The sequence below is a fragment of the Streptomyces sp. NPDC102437 genome, from assembly GCF_044765565.1.
Classification (GTDB): Bacteria; Actinomycetota; Actinomycetes; order Streptomycetales; family Streptomycetaceae; genus Streptomyces.
On sequence record NZ_JBIWKI010000002.1, the window covers coordinates 261,391 to 279,664 of the forward strand.

The window sequence follows — 18,274 nt, forward strand, 5'->3', positions numbered from 1 at the left end:
GAGGATCAAGGCGATCAAGAGGACCGGCACGGGAGGGGAGGGGGACCGATGACCACGGCACAGCAGCAGCAGGACGCCTCCACCGTCCGTCTCCTGCGCTGTGCCGCCGTGTTCCTGCCCGCGCCGCTGCCGAGGGACGGAAGCGTCGCCTTCTGGGATCCCTTCGGCGGCCCCCTCCCGGAGCCGGGCGTCCTCTGCGCACACCCCGTGGACCCGGGGAGTCCGGCGCCCGGTGCGCGTACGGCGGGGATCACCGTCGTCCGCAGGCACGGGCAGGGCGACGGCGTCCGTCGGCACACGGTGCCCGCGGTGCTGCTGCCCGTCGCCGATGCGCTGCCGCTGCTGATGCGGGCCCGGTACCAGGAGTCCGCCCACCCCGCCACGCGCTGCTGGGGCGCCGCCGCGCTCCAGGCGCTCAATCTGGCGGCGCGCGGCAGACTTCTCCCCGGTCTGACGGGCGACGACCACGACGCCTGGCGAGCCGGCCCGCGCGACGCCGAGGACATCGCCCATCTCCGGGCGATCGCCGCCGCCATGCCGGCCGAGGGCCACGCGGTACCGCTGCCGGATCTCACCCCGCTCCGGCTCCCCGACCCCCGGTGGCTGCTCGGATCCTTCCTCGACGCGGTCGCCGACACCCTGCCCCGTACGCCCGCTGCGGCGTACGCGATGGGCGCGCCCTTCGCGGCCCGCGAGGCCCAGCACCTGCCCGGAGCCCGTGACTGGGCGGTCGAGGTCGCGTCCGGGCTCGACGCGGGTGTACGGGTGTCGCTGCGCCTGGACCTGTCGGCGTACGAACTCTTCGACACAGCCGATACGTACGACGCCTCCGATGCCACCGGTCCCCATGGGGCCGACGCCTCCGGCCCCGACAGCCCCGGCGCCGCGCGGCACGCCGCCGCGGCCGTCACCCAGGTGCACAGCCTCGCCGATCCGACCTACGTCACCGACGCCGCCGCGCTGTGGAACGGCGGGGCGGGCGAGCCGTTCGGCCCGCGCGCCAGGATCGACGCCGTCCTCGCCCTGCGCCGCGCCGCCCGCGTCTGGGCGCCGCTGGAGAGACTGCTCGACCAGCCGGTGCCCGATGTGCTCGCCCTCGCGGAGGACGAGCTGTACGAGCTGCTCGGCGATGCCGGAGCCCGGCTGGCGGCGGCCGGGGTGAGCGTGCACTGGCCCAGGGAGCTGGCCCGTTCGCTCACCGCCTCCGCCGTCGTGCGGCCCGCGCCCGGCTCGGCCACGGACGGCACCTCGTTCTTCGACGCCGAGCAGCTCTTCGCCTTCGACTGGCAGTTGTCGCTGGGCGACGAGCGGCTCACCGAGGCGGAGATGGACATCCTCGCGGAGGCCCACCGCCCGGTGGTGCGGCTGCGGGACCAATGGGTCGTCGTCGACCCCGCGCTCGTACGCAAGGCACGCAAGCGGGAGCTCGGCCTGCTCGATCCGGTCGACGCCCTCGCCGTCGCCCTGACCGGCACCGCCGAGGTGGACGGCGAACAGGTCGAAGCAGTGCCCGTAGGCGCGCTGGCCGCGCTCCGCGAGCGCATCACCGCCGACCACACCACCATCGCCCCGCCGCCCGGCCTCGACGCCACCCTCCGCGACTACCAGCTGCGCGGCCTGGCCTGGCTGGACCGGATGACCTCGCTCGGCCTCGGCGGCTGCCTCGCCGACGACATGGGCCTGGGCAAGACGATCACGCTCATCGCCCTCCACCTGCACCGCGCCCGCCCCGAGCCCACCCTCGTGATCTGCCCCGCCTCCCTGCTGGGCAACTGGCACCGGGAGATCAGCCGCTTCGCTCCCGGTGTCCCCGTGCGCCGCTTCCACGGCACCGACCGCACCCTGGCCGGGGCCGGCGGCGGCTTCGTCCTCACCACGTACGGCACGATGCGTTCCAGTGCCGCCCAACTGGCCGGCCACCGCTGGGGCCTGATAGTCGCCGACGAGGCCCAGCACGTGAAGAACCCCCAGTCCTCCACGGCGAAGGCGCTGCGCACCATCCCGGCCCCGGCCCGGGTCGCCCTCACCGGCACCCCGGTGGAGAACAACCTCTCCGAGCTGTGGGCCCTGCTCGACTGGACCACCCCGGGGCTGCTCGGCCCCCTCAAGGCGTTCCGGGCCCGGCACGCCCGCATCGTCGAGAACACCGGCACAGCCGCCGGGCTCGCCAACGACGAAGCGGTCGAACGGCTCTCGCGCCTCGTCCGGCCCTTCCTCCTGCGCCGCAAGAAGTCCGACCCGGGCATCGCCCCCGAGCTGCCGCCCAAGACGGAGACCGACCACCCCGTCTTCCTCACCCGCGAGCAGGTCACGCTCTACGAGGCAGCGGTCCGCGAGACGATGGCGTTCATCGAGGCATCGGAAGGCATCGCCCGGCGCGGCCTGATCATGAAGCTGCTGGCCTCGCTCAAGCAGATCTGCAACCACCCCGCGCAGTATCTGAAGGAGGAGCCGACCCGCCTCGTCGGCCGTTCCGGAAAGCTCGCCCTGCTCGACGAACTCCTCGACACGATCCTCGCCGAGGACGGCTCGGTCCTGATCTTCACCCAGTACGTGACCATGGCCAGGCTCCTCTCCGCCCACCTCGCCTCGCGCGGCGTCCCCTCCCAGCTCCTGCACGGCGGCACACCGGTCGCCGAACGGGAACGGATGGTGGACCGCTTCCAGTCCGGCGAGGTCCCGGTCTTCCTGCTCTCCCTCAAAGCGGCGGGCACCGGACTGAACCTCACCAGGGCCGCCCACGTCATCCACTACGACCGCTGGTGGAACCCGGCCGTCGAGGAACAGGCCACGGACCGGGCGTACCGCATCGGCCAGACACAGCCCGTGCAGGTGCACCGGCTGATCGCGGAAGGCACCGTCGAGGACCGGATCGGTGAGCTGCTGGAGGCCAAGCGGGCGCTGGCCGACACGGTCCTCGGGACCGGCGAGGCCGCGCTGACCGAGCTCAGCGACGGTGACCTGGCCGATCTCGTCTCGCTCCGGAGGCCGGCATGAGCCCCCGCCCCATGAGCCCCCGCCCGCACACCGGCCACGACCCCCGTCCCGTCGCCCGCCCGCGCCCCGGCCCCGACGACCTGCGGCGCACCTTCGAGGCCGTACCGCCCCGCACGGGGGACGGCGACGAACCCTTCGCGGACAGCTGGTGGGGCCGTGCCTGGGTGGCCGCCCTGGAATCCCTCTCGATGGACGAGGCCCGGCTCTCCCGCGGCCGCGCGTACGCCGACAGCGGCAAGGTAGCCGCGATCACCGTCACCCCCGGTCGCGTCGTCGCCTACGTCCACGGCAGCCGGCCCCGCCCCTACCGCTGCGAACTGCGGCTGCGGACCCTCGCCGATCCCGACTGGGACACCTTCCTCGACGCGGTCTCGGCCCGGCCCGGCCACCTCGCCGCGCTGCTCACCAAGGAGATGCCGCACTCGCTGGCCGACACGGCGGCCGAGGCCGGCATCGCACTGCTGCCTGCCGCGGGGGACCTCGACCCCGGCTGCTCCTGCCCCGACCACGGCTGGCCCTGCAAGCACGTGGCCGCGCTCTGCTACCAGATGGCGCGACTCCTGGACACCGACCCTTTCGTCCTCCTGCTGCTGCGCGGCCGGGGCGAACGGGAGCTCCTCGAAGAGCTGGGCCGCCGCAACGCCGCCCACTCCGCGCGGGAACGCCCCGCGGCCCCCGCCACCCCCTCGGTGCCGGCCCGCGAGGTCCTCGCCGACCGCTATCTCCCGCCGCTCCCCGCCCCGCTCCCGGTGCTGCCGCACCCCGCGCAGCCGCCCTCGTACCCGAGCCTGCCCGGTGCACGGGACCCGCTGGCCCTCGACCACCTCGCCACGGACGCGGCGGCCCGCGCGCACGCGCTCCTCACCACCGGCCTGGACCCGCTCGCCGGACTCACCCCCTGGGAGGACGCGGTACGGCTGGCAGCGTCCCGTCCCACCGCCGGGCTCACCGCCACCACCCGCGCCCTCTACCGCGAGCTGGCATACGCCACCGGCCGCACCACCACCGACCTGGCCCGTGCCGTCGCGGCCTGGCGCCAGGGCGGTGCCGGAGGGCTGGCCGTCCTCGAAACCCCCTGGGACCCCCCGGCGGGCCCCTTCGACCGGGCCCGCCCCGCGCTCGCGGCCGCCGGTTTCCCCCGCTTCCAGCCCCGGCGCAACCACCTCACCCATCCCGGCGGCACACTCCAGCTCCGCTTCGGTCACGACGGACGCTGGTACGGCTACGAATCCGAGCCGGGCGAGGACGACTGGTGGCCCCGCGCCACTCCGGACACCGATCCGGTGAGCGCGCTCATGGAGCTCAGCGGGGGTTGAATCCGGCCGGCACCGGTACCACCCCGCTCTCAGGAGTTCTGCAGATAGACGAAGAGAGCGATCAGCAGCACGGCGGTGATCGGCAGCATGATCAGCCTTGCTTTGCGGAACCCCTCGTTGTCCTGCTGGGACAGGCCCTGGTCGGCACCGTGCACCGATGCCAGATGCTCCCGGGCCATGTCGACGATCTTCTTCATGGTCAGCAGCGACGGCGACCAGTCGCAGTGGGTGCAGACAAGGAAGTCGCGGTACGGGTCGTACCGGAAGTCCCGCTCGATGTTGACCGTGAACACCTGACCGTCCGGTGTCGTGGCCGTGAAGTGGCGTACTGGCGTGCCCATGTGGATCGTCCCCCGTTCGGCGCGTGTGTACGGTCCCGTACCCGGCCGGGGCACAGTACCCCGGCCGGGCCGAGTCCGGGGGGTCAGAAGTCGGCGGTCGTTCGCTCTTCGAGACGGGCCACCGAGTCCTGGGCGTAGGCGTTCTCGTAGGCGTCACGGATCCGCTCGATCCGGGCATCGCGCACGCGGGCCTCGGACGCGGGGTAGAGCAGGATCAGTTCGTAGCTGCGCTCCCGTTCGATGACCCCGTTGGAGTCCCGCCACTGCCCCCGGCCGTCCTGGATGGTCAGCCCGTTCGGGAAGTGCGGCGTGACCTCCTCGTCGATGAATGCGAGGAACTGCTTATCCGTCACATCAGGGCCGCCGTCGGGGCGTTCGGTACCGAAGAAGAGCCGGGTCTCGATGTACGCACTCCCGTGCGCGGCAAGAGCCGGCGCCTCGGAGCGCGAGGCCGGGGCTTCGTCGTCGAGCGTGGCGGACGCGACGGGCGTGCCCACGGCCAGCACGGCCAGGGCGACGGCCGCCGTGGTCAGCGCGGCGCGCTTCTTCGGGCCGGTGCGGCCCTGGGCAACGGTGAGGCGGGGGATACGGGACAAGGCGGGGCCCTTCGTTCGGCGCCTGGTGGAGGCGGTGACGGGTGGTGTCCGGATACGGATGGCGTCCGTATACGAGTGGTGTCCGCACACGCGTGGTGTCCGTACGGGCGATGCCGGGGAGGAGCCCGCGGACCGCGCGGCGCGGACACGCGGGCCTCACTGTGACAAGCGGTCCCCGCCGGACAGCGGCAAGGACATGGGCGCCCGGCGGAAACCACCCGTACGGTCCGGTCCGGGGAGCCGGTGAAATCCCGCTGCGCCCCGAGGCACCGATCGCCAGAATCACCTTCATGCCTGTCGAGATCAGCCGGATCAACCCGGAGCAACTGCACCCCACACCCGGCTATCACCACATCTGGAAGCGGGCCGGACCGCGTATCTGGCCGGGCAGTGCCCGCTCGACCCCTCCGGCACGCTGGTGGGTCCGGGCGACCTCGATGCCCGGATCGACCAGGTCGCGGGCAACGCGCTTGTCGCACTCTACGCCGTGGGGGCCGGACCGGCGCAGGTCGTCCGGTCGGTGATCTACGTGGTCAGCGACGATGTCGCGGTCCTGGGCACCGCCTGGCACCGGCTCACCGGCTCACCGGCTCGGTCATCGGGCCCGCGTTCAGCACCGTCGGCACGCTCCTCGGCGTCGGGGCTCGGCTTCTCCGGCCAGCTCGTCGAGGTCGACCTCACCGTGGCGCTTTCCGCCTGAACCAGTCCGAAGAGCGGGCCATATGAAAAGTGTTTGGCCCGGGTCGGCCGGCGCTGCTAGCGTCCCCGACGTGGCGAAACTCAATCAGATCATCGCAGTGGAGAAGGGCGTCAAGTCCAAGGCCCACCAGGACCTGACGGCGGCCCATCACGGTCTCCAGAAGACCGGCCTGCTGGCCGGGATCTCCCGGACGTACCAGCCGAAGGACGAGGAGGGCGAGCAGTTGCCGCCCGAGTCGACGCTGGTGCAGATCAAGGCCGAGGACGTGCTGCGGGAGACCGCGGCGACCCTGACCCGGCTCTTCGATGTGACCGCCACGAAGGACTGGGCCAACTGCACGGCCCGCGCGGACGTGAAGGTCGACGGGCGGGTGCTCGTGAGCGACGTGCCGGTCTCGTATCTGCTCTTCCTGGAGAAGCAGCTGACGGACCTCAACACCTTCATCCGCAAGCTGCCCGTGCTCGACGCCGCGGAGGCCTGGACCCAGGACCCGTCGACGGACTCCTGGAAGACCGAGCCGGTGCGGACGCTCCGTACCAAGAAGGTGCCCCGCAACCACGTGAAGGCGGAGGCCACCGACAAGCACCCGGCGCAGGTCGAGGTGTACTACGAGGACATCCCGATCGGGTACTGGACGACGGTGAAGTTCTCCGGCGCCCTTCCGGCACGGCGCGTCAACGAATTGCTGGACCGGGTGGAGAAGCTCCAGCAGGCCGTGAAGTACGCCCGCGAGGAAGCCAACGGCGCGGACGTCACCGACCAGCGGGTGGGTGATGCGGTATTCGGTTACCTCTTCGGGTGACCGACCATTGATTCCCCGGCCGACCAATTTCGGCCGGGGTGCGCCAGGAGCGCAAGCTGAAACTGAAGCTTGTCGTGACGACGCGGTTCCAGTGGAGGTTCGAGTCCTCCCCCCGGCACTCCGTGCGCCCCGGCGCACGAACGGGCCGGGGTGGCCCAAATGGTAGAGGCAGACCGCGATCAATCTCAGACTCTTGCTCCAGACTCAGCATTCGTCACCCATCGCCGAATCAAACGGGCCCGTGCCCACGGGCGTCGAGATGCCGGTTCGACTCCGGCCCGCAGAGCTTCGATCTGCGGTCGTCTAAAGGCAGGACGCGGCGACATCAACCTGACACGGGTCCTTAAATGTGTCGGCGTGCCGTATGGGTGGCACACCAGGGCTCGGGGGCCGGCTACGCCCCCGGGCCCGCTCCTGTTCCGGGCGGCGCGCCGCTCACGCGTTCGCCGGCAGCGACACCCCACGCCCGGCGAAGAAACGCTCGAAGTCGGGCAGCGCGAGCTCCGCGGTCCGGGTCCGAGCCGTCGTCCCCGACGGGTTGTGGAAGTGGACGCCCCCGCCGTCGGACGTACGGGACGTCAGCAGCACCAGATGCCCGCCCCGCCCCGGAGCGGGCCGATCCGGGTACCGGATGCCGTAGTGCACCGAGGCCATGACCGTACGGCCGCCGTCCAGCAGGCCGAGGATCTCCTTCGGCGAGAGATGGCGGTGCACCGTGGCGTCCACGCCGTGCACCTCGCGTGCGTACTCGGCGAAGGGGGCGTAGATCAGCCCCCGGATCTCCCCCTGTGCGTCCTCGGTGTACGCGCCGTATCCGAGCGCACCGTCGCGCAGCGCGAACAAGGACGGGGCTCCGGCGCCGAGTGCCATGCGCAGGCAGGTCATACCGCACAGATGGCCTGACCAGCGCGCGTACTCGGCCGGTGACGCCGCGCCAGAATCCGCCCAGGCCGGGTCGGTGGCCGGATCGAGCCCGTCCTCCACGATCGGGCCGACCAGCCCGAACGAGGCGAACTGGGTGTGGACGGGAAAGCGGCAGGTGGAACAGGTCACCGAGGGCGTCCGATCACTGGCGGTATCCGGTCAGGAAGCGGCCGATGCGGCTGATCGCCGCGTCGAGATCGTCAGCGTACGGGAGCGTGAGGATCCGGAAGTGGTCGGGCCGCGGCCAGTTGAAGCCGGTTCCCTGCACGACCTGGATCTTCTCCCGCAGCAGCAGATCCAGCACGAACTTCTCGTCGTCGACGATGCGGTGCACCTTCGGGTCGAGGCGCGGGAACGCGTACAAAGCGCCCTTCGGCTTCACGCACGACACCCCGGGGATCTCGTTCAGCTTCTCCCAGGCCCGATTGCGCTGTTCGTACAGCCTGCCGCCCGGCGCGACCAGCTCCCGGATCGACTGCCGGCCGCCGAGCGCGGCCTGAATCGCGTACTGAGCGGGCGCGTTGGGGCACAGACGCATGGAGGCGAGCGTGGTCAGCCCCTCCAGATAGCTGCGGGCGTGCTGCTGCGGGCCGGAGACCACCATCCAGCCGGAGCGGAATCCCGCCACGCGGTACGTCTTCGACAGGCCGCTGAAGGTGAGGCAGACCAGGTCGGGGGCGAGGGCCGCCACGCCGTGGTGCTCGGCGTCGTCGTACAGGATCTGGTCGTAGATCTCGTCGGCGAACACCATCAGGCCGTGCCTGCGCGCCAGATCGAGGATGCCTTCGAGGATCTCGCGCGGGTAGACGGCACCGGTCGGATTGTTCGGGTTGATGATCACGACGGCCTTGGTGCGGTCCGTGATCTTCGAGGCCATGTCGGCGAGGTCGGGGTTCCAGTCCGACGCCTCGTCACAGGTGTAGTGCACGGACCTGCCGCCCGCGAGGGTCACCACCGCGGTCCACAACGGGTAGTCGGGGGAGGGGACGAGCACCTCGTCGCCGTCCTCCAGCAGCGCCTGTACGGCCATCGAGATCAGCTCGGAGACGCCGTTGCCGAGGAAGATGTCGTCGACCCCGACGTCCGCCAGCCCCATCGCCTGGTAGCGCTGCGCCACCGCCCGGCGGGCGGACAGGATGCCGCGCGAATCCGTGTAGCCATGGGCCTGCGGAAGCATCCGGATCATGTCCTGGACCACCTCCTCCGGCGCCTCGAAACCGAAGAGCGCGGGGTTGCCCGTGTTGAGCCGGAGCACGCTGTGGCCCGCCTCCTCCAGGGCGTTGGCCTGTTCGATGACCGGGCCCCGGATCTCGTAACAGACCTCGTTGAGCTTGCTGGACTGCCGGAATTCCATGCGGTGCCTCCCCGACCCGATTGCGATACTTGGTTTTACCAAGTTCGGGCTTGGAAAGTCCAACAACATGTCTAGACTGCGTCGCATGCCACGTCAGCAACAGCCCGCAACGCGCCCGGTCCGCCGCCGGAGTTACGACCAGTTCTGCGCCACCGCGCGCGCCCTCGACTCCGTGGGCGACCGGTGGACACTGCTGATCGTCCGTGAACTGCTGGCGGGCCCCCGCCGCTACACCGACCTCCACGCCGACCTTCCCGGCGTCAGCACGGACGTGCTCGCCTCCCGGCTCAGGGACATGGAGCAGAACGGCCTCGCCACCCGCCGCCGGCTCCCGCCGCCCGCCGCCGCCTCGGTCTACGAGCTGACCGAGCGCGGTCACGGCCTGATGCCGGTCCTCGCCGCGCTCGCCGAGTGGGGCGCGCCCGCGCTCGCCGAACGGCGGCCGACCGATGCGGTGCGGGCCCACTGGTTCGCTCTTCCGCTACTGCGTGCGCTGGACGGACCGGCCTACGAGGGGGTCGTCGAAGTGCAGCTGGACGAGGGCGAGTTCCATGTGCGCGCCGGTGCTGCGGAGGACGGAGCGGCGGTGTACGGGGACGGCCCCGCCGACCGCGCCGACGCCCGTATCGCACTCGACGTCGAGGTCTGCCTGGAGCTGGCACAGGGTGGGCTGACCCTCGCCGAGGCCGTCGGGGACGGACGCGTCGAGGTCTCGGGCGACGGACCGCTCGCCGCTGCGCTGCGCGGCGACTGACGGCGCGTCATGACGCGTGGTTCCCTGTTCCGACTCCCGCATGGACCATGGGGGTTGGCCGGTTCGGGGCGATCACCGGACACCGAGGCAGAGGCAGAGGCAGAGGAGTCGGGTGTGCGCAGCGGTGACGCACGGCGAAGGGGCGAGGAGAAGCGGTGGGCGGGCCGGGGGCTGTCCGGCAAGGCTCTGGCCCTGGCGGGCTGCGTGGCCGCGCTCGGCCTCGTGCCGTCGGCGGCCGTGGCCACGCCGGGCAGCGGGGTGAGCGGCACCGTGCTCGCGAAGGGCACATCGACGGGGAAGCTGAACGTGCGGACGCCGAACGGGCGCACCGATGTGACCTTCCGGACCATCACGATCGAGCCGGGCGGCTCCACCGGCTGGCACACCCACCGCGGTCAGCTGGTCGTCGTCGTCAAGTCCGGGACGCTGACGCGCACTTTCGGCGACTGCTCGGTCGAGGTGACACCCGCGGGCTCTACGCTCATCGAGCGGTCCGGGACCGACCACCGGCACATCGGACGCAACCTGGGGGCCGAACCTGTCGTGCTCCTGGTGACGTATCTGCTGCCCGACGGCAGCGAACTCTCCGACGATGCCGCGGCGGTGGACTGCGGCGCGAAGAAGTAGCGCGCGCCACTCGTCCACCCGAAGCGGCGACCACGGCGGGTCCGGGGCCTGCCTGTCGGTCGCCGCCGATGCCGCCGCCGTCGGTCGTCAGTTCGCGAGCGTCTCGCCGTACGCCCCGAAACCGGAGATCACCAGGCCGTCGCGGAAGGTCAGCACCTCGCTGACCCGGCCACCGATCTGGTTGCGGTAGTCGATCACCAGGGCATGGACGCTCACCCGGACGTCCACCAGCTCGAACTTCAGCTCGGGGATGCGCTCCAGGCCGGTCGCCCAGTAGGCGCGCAGGGCCTCCTTGCCGTGCACCGTGCCCGAGGCGTCGCCGGTCATCTGCGCGATGACCGGCGAACTGAACGTCACGTCGTCGTGATAATGCGTCAGGATGCGTTCGAGATCATGGGTGTTCCAGCCGTCCAGCCACTCGGCGGCGAACGTGCGGGCGAATTCGAGGTCCATGGGGAGATCGTAGGCGGCCAAGAAGAGGCGACAACGGCCAAGAAGAGGAGAGAACGGGCCATGAACGGGGAGAACCCGCGGGGCGGGGCGGGCGAGGTCGGACTCGACCCGTCGCGGCGCGCCGCATTCGCACAGGAGCTGCTGAGGGCGCTCACCGCGCACTGCCCCGGTTCGCGGGCGGAGCTGCGGGGCTCGCTCGCCCGCGGAACAGCGGACGCGTACAGCGACATCGACATCGTCCGGACCGCGTCCGGCGACCGGTTCGACCTCTGCTTCGCAGCTGTCCGCGACGTACTCGAATCGGTCGCGCCCCTGGACTCCCTGCGTACGGACCCCGATGCACGGAGCTCCTGCGAGCGGCGGCTGCTCTTCGCCGCCTTCCGCGGGTTTCCGCTCTTCTGGCGCGTGGGCCTGGAGGTCGTGTCGTCACCGATCGGACCCGGCGAGAACTGTCCCGCGTCGTGCGGTGACGACTGGTCGGACCCGGCGAGCGCGATGGCCGACGCGGTCGCCGCGACGAAGGCCGTACTGCGCGGGCAGACGCAGAACGCCCAGGGGCTGCTGGAGCGCGGATTCCGGCGCATCGACGCCCCGGACGGCACATCCGGACGGTGGTTCGCCGACATCCGCAGGCTCGCCGAAGCCGCGGCCGGCGGCGAACCGGACCTGCACCCGCTCGCCGACCGCGCACTGCGCCTCACCGACAGCCACCGGGCACAGCTCCTCTGGCGGACGCTCCCCGCCGACGTACGTGAGCGGGTCGACGGACTGGTCCTGGCGGGCCGGAACATCCAGGCCGTCCACGCGATGCGGGAGAGCGGCATCGACCCCCGTCCCGAGCTGCACGAATGCGTGGAGGTGCTCGACGGGCGCCAACGCGCACTCGCCGACCGCATGCCGCCCCCCGCCCCCCGGGACGTGGACACTCTGGCCGAGGCCGCCGGCGCCCTGCCCCGCGATCCCGTGGCCGTCGAGGCGGTCTGGGACGGCGACACCCAGGGCTGGATCGTGGTGCTGACCGCCGTCCTGGCCGAGCCGTGGGAGAGCGCTGTACTGGCCGGCTTCCGGATCGGCGCGGCGGGGACCGACGACGCGGCGCGGACGGGCCGGGAACTGGCGGAGCGGCTCGGCGTCCCGTTCCGCTTCGCGAGCCCCGACGAACCCGACGAGGACGTCCCTCGCTGCTGGGAGGCCCGGCACCGAGCACCGGACCCGGGGCGATGATGGGCGCGTGCGATTCGAAGCGATCACCTGGGAGCGGCTGGCCGAAGCGTTCGCCGTACACACCGACGCACTGGAGCCCGCCGACGACGGTCCCTGGCTGAAGATCGCCATCGACGGCGCTCCGGCGGCCCGTACCGGGGAGCTCGCCGAGCGCGTGGCACAGGCGTTGCGGGTCCGGGGCCGGGCAGTACTGGTCGTGTCCACCGAGGGGTTCCTGCGGCCGGCGAGCCTGCGGTACGAGTACGGCAAGGAGGACCCCGACTCGTACTACGACAGCTGGTTCGACACGGGCGCGCTGTGGCGCGAGGTCTTCGGGCCGCTGGAGGCCGGTGGGAGCGGGCGGGTGCTGCCCGATCTCTGGGATCCGGCGACCGACCGCGCCACGCGGAGCCCGTACCGGCCACTGCCCGAGGGCGGGGTGCTGGTGGTCCACGGGCCGTTGCTGCTGGGGCACTGGTTCCCGTTCGACCTGAGCGTCCATCTGCGGCTGTCGCCGGGCGCTCTCCGGCGGCGTACCGAGGCGGCGGAGCGCTGGACGCTGCCCGCTTTCGCGCGGTACGAGGACGAGGCGGCGCCGGGCGACCGCGCGGACGCGGTCGTGCGCGCCGACGACCCGCGCCATCCGGCCTGGACCGGATGGCGCGGGTCGTCGGCCTGATGTCACGGTGCGGTGGCCCCGGGCCGTGTTCATGGTCCCGGACGGCCGCCCACGGTGGTGACCGCCTCCGCGCCGGCCCGGCATCCCGCCGCCGCGGCCGAGGCGTCGTCCGCCCCCGCCAGCCGCGCCGCGAGGAAGCCGCCGGTGAACGCGTCGCCCGCCCCCGTCGAGTCCACCGCACCGCGCACCCGGACCGCCGGGACGCGCCCGGTCACCGCACCGGCGGCGGCGAGCAGCGCTCCGCGCTCGCCCAGCGTGACGACCACGCTGCCCACCTGGAGGCTCAATTTGGCCGCGGCATCGGCCGGTTCGGGCAGCCCGGTGAGCAGCCGGGCCTCGTCCGCGTTGGGCAGCAGCAGATCGGTGCCCTCCACGGCGGTCAGGAACCGGTCGGCGCCCAGCTCGGCGAGGAAACCGGCCGAGGCCGGATCCACGCTCACCGGGATCCGCCGCCGCCGTGCTTCCCGCAGGGCGAGCAGTGCCGTCGCGCGGCTCGTCGCTGCGAAGAGGAGGTAGCCGGAGAGATGGAGATGGGCGATGCCGTCCAGCATCGCCGGTGACCAGTCGTCGGGGGAGAGTCGGAGCACGGCGCCGCTGTCGGTGAGGAAGGTGCGCTCGGCGGCGGAATCGACGAGCGCGACGACGGTGGCGGTCGGCGCGTCCTCGTCCACGGCCAGCAGGCAGCGCACCCCCGCCCGCCGCAGTGCGTCGCGGTGCCAGTCCGCGCTGTCGGCGCCGACCCGGGCCAGCAGCCGCACGTCGGCACACCCTGAGCGGGCCGCCCAGCAGGCGACGTTGGCCCCCGCGCCGCCGGGGACGGTGCGGATCCGGGCCGGGGTGTCCGTGCCGTGGACCAGCGCCGTTCCGTGCCGGGCCACCACATCCGTGACCACGTCCCCGATGACCAGCAGGCCGCCGCCGGACGTTGCCCGGCTGTCGGCCGTCGCCCGGCCGTCGGTTGCCGTCCGGCCCTCGGTCATCGTCCGGCCGCCGAAGTCTGGGGCGTGACGGCCCAGGCTTCGGCGATCCGCGCGGCGAGCGACACGTTTCCGCGCACGGCCGCGAGATTGGCCTCCAGCGAGGCGCCGCCGGTTCCCCGCATCAGCCGGTCCAGCAGGAACGGCGTGACGGCCTGGCCCGCGATGCCCCGGTCCCGGCACTCCGCCAGGGCCTCGGTCAGCACACGGTCGTGGAGCGCGGGATCCAACTGGTCCGCCTCGGCCACGGGGTTGGCGACGACGAGCGCGGCCGCGGGGCCGCCGAGCATGTCCTGGGCCCGCATCACATCCGCGACCTCCTCGGGCGTGCGCACCGTCCAGTCGACCGGCTCGCCCGAACTGGTCAGATAGAAGCCGGGGAAGCGGTCGGTGCCGTAACCGAGCACCGTGACGCCCAGCGTCTCCAGGCGTTGCAGCGTCGCCGGGACGTCCAGGATCGACTTCACCCCCGCGCACACCACGGTGATGCCGGTCCGCGCCAGGAGCCGGAGATCGGCGGACTCGTCCTGGGTCCGTGTCCATTCCCGGTGTACGCCGCCGAGGCCGCCGGTCGCGAAGACGCGCAACCCGGCGTGGGCGGCGAGGAACGCAGTCGCGGACACGGTCGTCGCCCCGCTCGCGCCCCTCGCCAGGGCCGGTGCGAGGTCCCGGTGCCCCAGCTTCCGCATCGCGGGGTCCGCGGCGACCCGCTCCAGCTGGGCCTTGTCCAGGCCGATGCGGGCCCTTCCGTCGAGTACGGCGATCGTCGCGGGTACCGCGCCGGCGGACCGTACGAGCCCTTCGAGCTCCTCGGCGACCCGCAGATTGCGGGGGCGCGGCAGACCGTGGGCGATGATCGTCGACTCCAGGGCCACGACGGGGTGGTGCGCGGCGAGTGCCGCCCGTACCTCGTCGGAGAGGACGGGGGCGCAGGGGTGTGCGCGGTGCGACCTGTTGGATGACATGTCCACATCCCTGTCGCGGGCGCAGCCGCCTCAAACCTGCCGCAGGGGCGGCGGACCCGTGCGGCACGGACCGGACCGGCTGGTTTCAGCCTGCGGTTCCGCCCGTGGGTCCGCCTGCCGGTCCGGCGCATCCTGCTGTCGAGTCGCCTCGTGGCGGTCGCTAAGGTGACCGGCCATGACCACATTTGATCAAGCCCCTGCCTCGTTCACCGTGCACATTCCGGACGCCGATCTCGAACCGGAACCGCTGGATCCCACGCAGATCGTCTCGGGTGAGCCCGTGGTGACCGGCAAGGTGCTCTGGGAGTCGCCCGACGGCAAGCAGCTGCGCGGCATCTGGCAGATCACGCCCGGCGTGGTCACCGACACCGAGGCCAACGAACTCTTCGTGGTCGTCAGCGGGCGCGCGACCGTGGTGGTCGAGGGCGGTGCGACACTGGAGATCGGACCCGGGGACGCCTGTGTGCTGCGCGAGGGCGACCGTACGACGTGGACGGTGCACGAGACGCTGCGCAAGGCGTACCACATCAGCCTCTGAAACCCCTGCGAAGCTTCCTCAGGAACCTGCCGGAGCTTTCCTCAGGAAGCCGTGCCGGAAGCGCCGGGCCGGCCGAGTGCCCGGCGCAGTGCCAGCGCGGCCATCGGCAGCAGCAGACATGCTCCGACCACGTTCAGCCAGCCGTAGCTCGCCCGGGCGACGATGACCCCGGCGACCGCTCCGCCGATGCCCGCCGCCGTGTTCATGGTCAGATCCGAAAGACCCTGCACGGCGGCGCGGGCGGGCTGCGGCACGGAGTCGGTGAGCAGCGCCGAACCGGCCACCAGCCCCGCCGACCAGCCGAGACCGAGCATGAAGAGACCGGCCGCGGTCTGCCCGTGGTTGGGGCCCGCGGTTCCGGCCAGCAGTGCGGCGCAGGAGAGCAGCCCGACCGCCAGACCGATCACGGCGAGCCGGCCGAAACGGTCCGAGAGCCAGCCCATCACCGGGGAGAACGCGTACATCCCCGCGATGTGGCCGCTGATGACCAGACCGATCAGCTGGAGCCCGGCGCCGTGGTGGCCCAGGTCGACCGGGGTCATCACCATGATCGAGACCATCGCGGTGTGCGAAACGGCCACCGTCACCAGCGCCAGCCGTGCCATCGGCGAGGCCCGGACCGCCGCGATCCCGGCGCGCAGTGAACGGCCGGCCGGGGACCCGTCGCCCTGTGGTGCCAGCGCCCTCGCCGTGAGCAGCGGGTCCGGCCGCAGCAGCGCCCCGACCACCACGGCGGCCAGCAGGAAGATCCCGCCCGCGAAGACGAACGGGCCGGCCTGCTCGGATATCGCGGAGCCCCGGAAGAGACGGCCCACCGGGGCGGCGATGTTCGGCCCGAGCACGGAACCGATCGTGGTGGCCCAGATGACGGTCGAGATCGCCCGGCCGCGCCGGTCGGGCTCGGCCAGGTCCGCGGCGGCGAACCGGGCCTGCAGATTGGCCGATGAACCCGCACCGAACCCGGCCATGCCGAGCAGCAGCAAGGGGAAGCTGTCCACGAGGGTGGACAGGACCACGAGCCCCGCGCCGAGTACACCGATCAGATACGCCGCCACGAGACCGGGGCGCCGGCCGCGCGAGGTCATCAGTGCGGCCAGCGGCAGCGAGAGCAGAGCGGTTCCGGCCACCGAGGCGGTCGGGGCCAGACCGGACAGTGCCTCGGAGCCGCTCACCTCCGTGGCCAGCACGGGGGCCAGGGCGATGCCGATGGGCACGCCGAGGCCGCCGAGTATCTGGCTGACTATGAGCACCGCGGACGTTCGGCGCCGCAGCCCGGGCAGCTCGGCCGCCGAGAGCGGGGCGGCGGACCCGCCGGGTCCGGCAGGGGTGTCAGGTTCATCGAGGGCGTTGGTCACTGACGCAGTGTGCCAGCCCGTACACAGGTACGAAACAGGGCTCGGGCCGGGCGCGGGCAGCAAGGCCCCGGCGCGAGGGCGCACGGGACTGGGCGAGGGTGGGTCCCGGCGTCCGGCTCAGAACAGCGGTTGGGGCAGCACGCCCTCCAGAGCCAGCAGCTGCCGCTTGGTTTCGAGTCCGCCGCCGAACCCGCCGAGTCCGCCGTCGCTCTCCACCACCCGATGGCACGGCACCACCACCGGCAGCGGATTGGACCCCATGGCCGCCCCGACCGCCTGCGCGGCGCCCGGCTGCCCGACCCGTCCGGCGAGATCGCCGTACCCGACGACCGTCCCGTACGGCACACCCGTGGCCAGCTCGCGGAGCACCTGGCGGTTGAAGCCGGAGGTCAGTGACCAGTCGAGGTCGAGCGAGAACTCCCGCGACGAGCCCGCGAAATACGCCGCGAGCCGGCGTATCGGCTCGGCGAGCCGGGCGGAGCCGGGACTCTCCACCGGCTCCGCGCCCAGTCGCGTCCGCAGCTGCCCGACCGCCTTCTCCCGCACCTCGGGACGGGCGTGGAAGACCACGTTCACCAGCCCCGCGCCGGTCGCGGCGAGCAGCAGCGGGCCGATGTCGCTCTCGACGACGGCCCACTCGACAACCCCGTTGCTGTTCATGTGAACCACCGTACGGCGGGCCACTGACAACAGGTCCGTACGGCTGCACGGGACGGTGGGCCCGTCCGCCGGTCAGTGCGTGGCTTCGCGCACCACATCGGGGTTGTTGGTGATGATCCCGTCCACGCCGAGGCCCGCCACCTTCGCGGCGGTCGCCGCGTCGTTGACCGTCCAGGTGTTGACCCGGAGCTTCTTGCCATGCGCGCCCTTCAGCGCGTGCACCGCGTCCACGTAGTCGGCCGAAACCGATGTGTAGGAGGGGTTGATCTGGTCGGTGAAGGCCGCGTACGAGGGCAGGTCGGCCACTGCGGGAGTGCCGAGGAAGCCCGTCGTGACGTCCGGGCGCAGCTGGTGCACCTTCTTCACGCTGTCCGCGCCGAAGCTCTGGATGACGAGCCTGTTCTTCAGGTGCGAACGGTCGAGCCACCCCTTCTGGCGCAGCACCCGCAGCGTCTCCTTCTCGATGCCCGGGTAGATCTCGGGGCTCTTGATCTCCAGGAGCAGCTTCTGCCGGTTGCGTTCGACCCGGTCCAGGTACTGCTTGAGCGTGGGCACCCGGGTTCCGGCGAACTGCGGACCGAACCAGCTGCCCGCGTCCAGCCGGGCGATCTCCGCTGCCGTGAAGTCCTTGACCGCCCACGAGGTCCGGTCCGGGAAGACCTCCTCGACGTCGGTGGTCCGCTTCAGATCGGTGTCGTGCACGACCACCAGCACGCCGTCCTTGGTGAACTGGACGTCGTTCTCCACCCAGTCGAAGCCGAGGGCGTCGGCCTTGTCGACGGCGGCCAGGGTGTTCTCCGGCGCGTAGGCCGAAGCGCCCCGGTGGGCGAAGACGACGGGCGCGGTCCGCTTCGCGTTCCCGGTCCGGGCGCTCACGGTGCTGACGCCGGTGACGCCGGTGACCGCGGTCGTGTGCCCGGCCGCGGTGGTCCCGGCGGTGGTCTGCGTATCGGCGGTCGACATCAGATAGGCGCCGGCGCCCATCAGGGCGGTGGCGGCGAGGGCTGCGGTTGCGGTGCGTGCGTACACGTGT

18 protein-coding genes, 1 tRNA gene and 1 pseudogene are annotated in these 18,274 nt (G+C 72.2%); 10 read left to right on the forward strand and 10 right to left on the reverse strand.

Annotation, left to right across the window (positions count from 1 at the left end; translation table 11 throughout):
* Positions 1–48: 48 nt before the first annotated feature.
* Both ACIRJP_RS04480 and ACIRJP_RS04485 read left to right on the forward strand, forming a co-directional pair.
* Positions 49–2,997, forward strand: coding sequence for a DEAD/DEAH box helicase (locus ACIRJP_RS04480; RefSeq protein ID WP_404168038.1), 2,949 nt, complete (start codon positions 49–51; stop codon positions 2,995–2,997).
* An 11-nt stretch (positions 2,998–3,008) separates the two neighbouring features.
* On the forward strand, positions 3,009–4,313 hold the full coding sequence (locus ACIRJP_RS04485) for an SWIM zinc finger family protein (RefSeq protein WP_404168213.1): 1,305 nt from the start codon (positions 3,009–3,011) through the stop codon (positions 4,311–4,313).
* A 29-nt stretch (positions 4,314–4,342) separates the two neighbouring features.
* Here the strand turns inward: ACIRJP_RS04485 and ACIRJP_RS04490 are convergent, their stop codons facing one another.
* Together ACIRJP_RS04490 and ACIRJP_RS04495 are read right to left on the reverse strand one after the other, a co-directional pair.
* On the reverse strand, positions 4,343–4,654 hold the full coding sequence (locus ACIRJP_RS04490; protein WP_404168040.1) for a hypothetical protein: 312 nt from the start codon (positions 4,652–4,654) through the stop codon (positions 4,343–4,345).
* A gap of 83 nt (positions 4,655–4,737) precedes the next feature.
* On the reverse strand, positions 4,738–5,250 hold the full coding sequence (locus ACIRJP_RS04495) for a DUF3574 domain-containing protein (protein ID WP_404168042.1): 513 nt from the start codon (positions 5,248–5,250) through the stop codon (positions 4,738–4,740).
* 290 nt (positions 5,251–5,540) lie between these two features.
* Between ACIRJP_RS04495 and ACIRJP_RS04500 the strand changes: the two are divergent.
* The 3 genes and pseudogenes from ACIRJP_RS04500 (at position 5,541) to ACIRJP_RS04510 (ending at position 6,870) form a co-directional block, all read left to right on the forward strand.
* A pseudogene (locus ACIRJP_RS04500) lies at positions 5,541–5,950 on the forward strand (RidA family protein).
* Positions 5,951–6,020: 70 nt separating this feature from the next.
* The gene (locus ACIRJP_RS04505; protein WP_404168043.1) at positions 6,021–6,752 is read left to right on the forward strand and encodes a hypothetical protein; all 732 of its coding nucleotides are present in this window, start codon (positions 6,021–6,023) and stop codon (positions 6,750–6,752) included.
* A gap of 32 nt (positions 6,753–6,784) precedes the next feature.
* Positions 6,785–6,870 (forward strand) — tRNA-OTHER (locus tag ACIRJP_RS04510).
* A gap of 317 nt (positions 6,871–7,187) precedes the next feature.
* Here the strand turns inward: ACIRJP_RS04510 and ACIRJP_RS04515 are convergent.
* Together ACIRJP_RS04515 and ACIRJP_RS04520 are read right to left on the reverse strand one after the other, a co-directional pair.
* On the reverse strand, positions 7,188–7,805 hold the full coding sequence (locus tag ACIRJP_RS04515; RefSeq protein WP_404168045.1) for a peptidase: 618 nt from the start codon (positions 7,803–7,805) through the stop codon (positions 7,188–7,190).
* Between the two features lie 13 nt (positions 7,806–7,818).
* Complete coding sequence (locus ACIRJP_RS04520; RefSeq protein ID WP_404168047.1) at positions 7,819–9,030, reverse strand: pyridoxal phosphate-dependent aminotransferase; 1,212 nt, start codon at positions 9,028–9,030, stop codon at positions 7,819–7,821.
* 85 nt (positions 9,031–9,115) lie between these two features.
* Between ACIRJP_RS04520 and ACIRJP_RS04525 the strand changes: the two genes are divergently transcribed.
* Positions 9,116–9,784 carry a winged helix-turn-helix transcriptional regulator gene (locus ACIRJP_RS04525; protein WP_404168049.1) on the forward strand — a complete coding sequence of 223 codons (669 nt, stop codon included), beginning with the start codon at positions 9,116–9,118 and terminating at the stop codon, positions 9,782–9,784.
* A 114-nt stretch (positions 9,785–9,898) separates the two neighbouring features.
* Positions 9,899–10,411, forward strand: coding sequence for a cupin domain-containing protein (locus ACIRJP_RS04530; protein ID WP_404168051.1), 513 nt, complete (start codon positions 9,899–9,901; stop codon positions 10,409–10,411).
* A gap of 87 nt (positions 10,412–10,498) precedes the next feature.
* Here the strand turns inward: ACIRJP_RS04530 and ACIRJP_RS04535 are convergent, their stop codons facing one another.
* Positions 10,499–10,864 carry a nuclear transport factor 2 family protein gene (locus ACIRJP_RS04535; protein ID WP_404168053.1) on the reverse strand — a complete coding sequence of 122 codons (366 nt, stop codon included), beginning with the start codon at positions 10,862–10,864 and terminating at the stop codon, positions 10,499–10,501.
* Between the two features lie 60 nt (positions 10,865–10,924).
* On the opposite strand from ACIRJP_RS04535, the gene ACIRJP_RS04540 reads away from it, so the two are divergent.
* Both ACIRJP_RS04540 and ACIRJP_RS04545 read left to right on the forward strand, forming a co-directional pair.
* Positions 10,925–12,088, forward strand: a complete 1,164-nt coding sequence (locus ACIRJP_RS04540) for a hypothetical protein (RefSeq protein WP_404168055.1) — start codon at positions 10,925–10,927, stop codon at positions 12,086–12,088.
* Positions 12,089–12,095: 7 nt separating this feature from the next.
* Positions 12,096–12,746 carry a uridine kinase gene (locus ACIRJP_RS04545; RefSeq protein ID WP_404168057.1) on the forward strand — a complete coding sequence of 217 codons (651 nt, stop codon included), beginning with the start codon at positions 12,096–12,098 and terminating at the stop codon, positions 12,744–12,746.
* A 29-nt stretch (positions 12,747–12,775) separates the two neighbouring features.
* On the opposite strand, the gene ACIRJP_RS04550 is transcribed toward ACIRJP_RS04545, so the two are convergent.
* Positions 12,776–13,726 carry a carbohydrate kinase family protein gene (locus tag ACIRJP_RS04550; protein ID WP_404168059.1) on the reverse strand — a complete coding sequence of 317 codons (951 nt, stop codon included), beginning with the start codon at positions 13,724–13,726 and terminating at the stop codon, positions 12,776–12,778.
* Positions 13,723–14,688 (reverse strand): pseudouridine-5'-phosphate glycosidase, encoded by a 966-nt coding sequence (locus tag ACIRJP_RS04555; protein ID WP_404168061.1) that lies wholly within the window; start codon positions 14,686–14,688, stop codon positions 13,723–13,725. Before ACIRJP_RS04555 ends, ACIRJP_RS04550 begins: the two co-directional genes overlap by 4 nt.
* Positions 14,689–14,863: 175 nt before the next feature.
* Here ACIRJP_RS04555 and ACIRJP_RS04560 point away from each other — a divergent pair, with 175 nt between their 5' ends.
* Positions 14,864–15,226, forward strand: coding sequence for a cupin domain-containing protein (locus ACIRJP_RS04560; RefSeq protein ID WP_404168062.1), 363 nt, complete (start codon positions 14,864–14,866; stop codon positions 15,224–15,226).
* Between the two features lie 41 nt (positions 15,227–15,267).
* Here the strand turns inward: ACIRJP_RS04560 and ACIRJP_RS04565 are convergent, their stop codons facing one another.
* The 3 genes from ACIRJP_RS04565 to ACIRJP_RS04575 form a co-directional block, all read right to left on the reverse strand.
* Positions 15,268–16,581 carry an MFS transporter gene (locus ACIRJP_RS04565; RefSeq protein ID WP_404168064.1) on the reverse strand — a complete coding sequence of 438 codons (1,314 nt, stop codon included), beginning with the start codon at positions 16,579–16,581 and terminating at the stop codon, positions 15,268–15,270.
* 117 nt (positions 16,582–16,698) lie between these two features.
* A complete protein-coding gene (locus ACIRJP_RS04570) occupies positions 16,699–17,241 on the reverse strand; it encodes a methylated-DNA--[protein]-cysteine S-methyltransferase (protein ID WP_404168066.1) in 543 nt (180 codons plus the stop codon).
* A gap of 72 nt (positions 17,242–17,313) precedes the next feature.
* On the reverse strand, positions 17,314–18,270 hold the full coding sequence (locus ACIRJP_RS04575) for a glycerophosphodiester phosphodiesterase (protein ID WP_404168068.1): 957 nt from the start codon (positions 18,268–18,270) through the stop codon (positions 17,314–17,316).
* Positions 18,271–18,274: the final 4 nt, after the last annotated feature.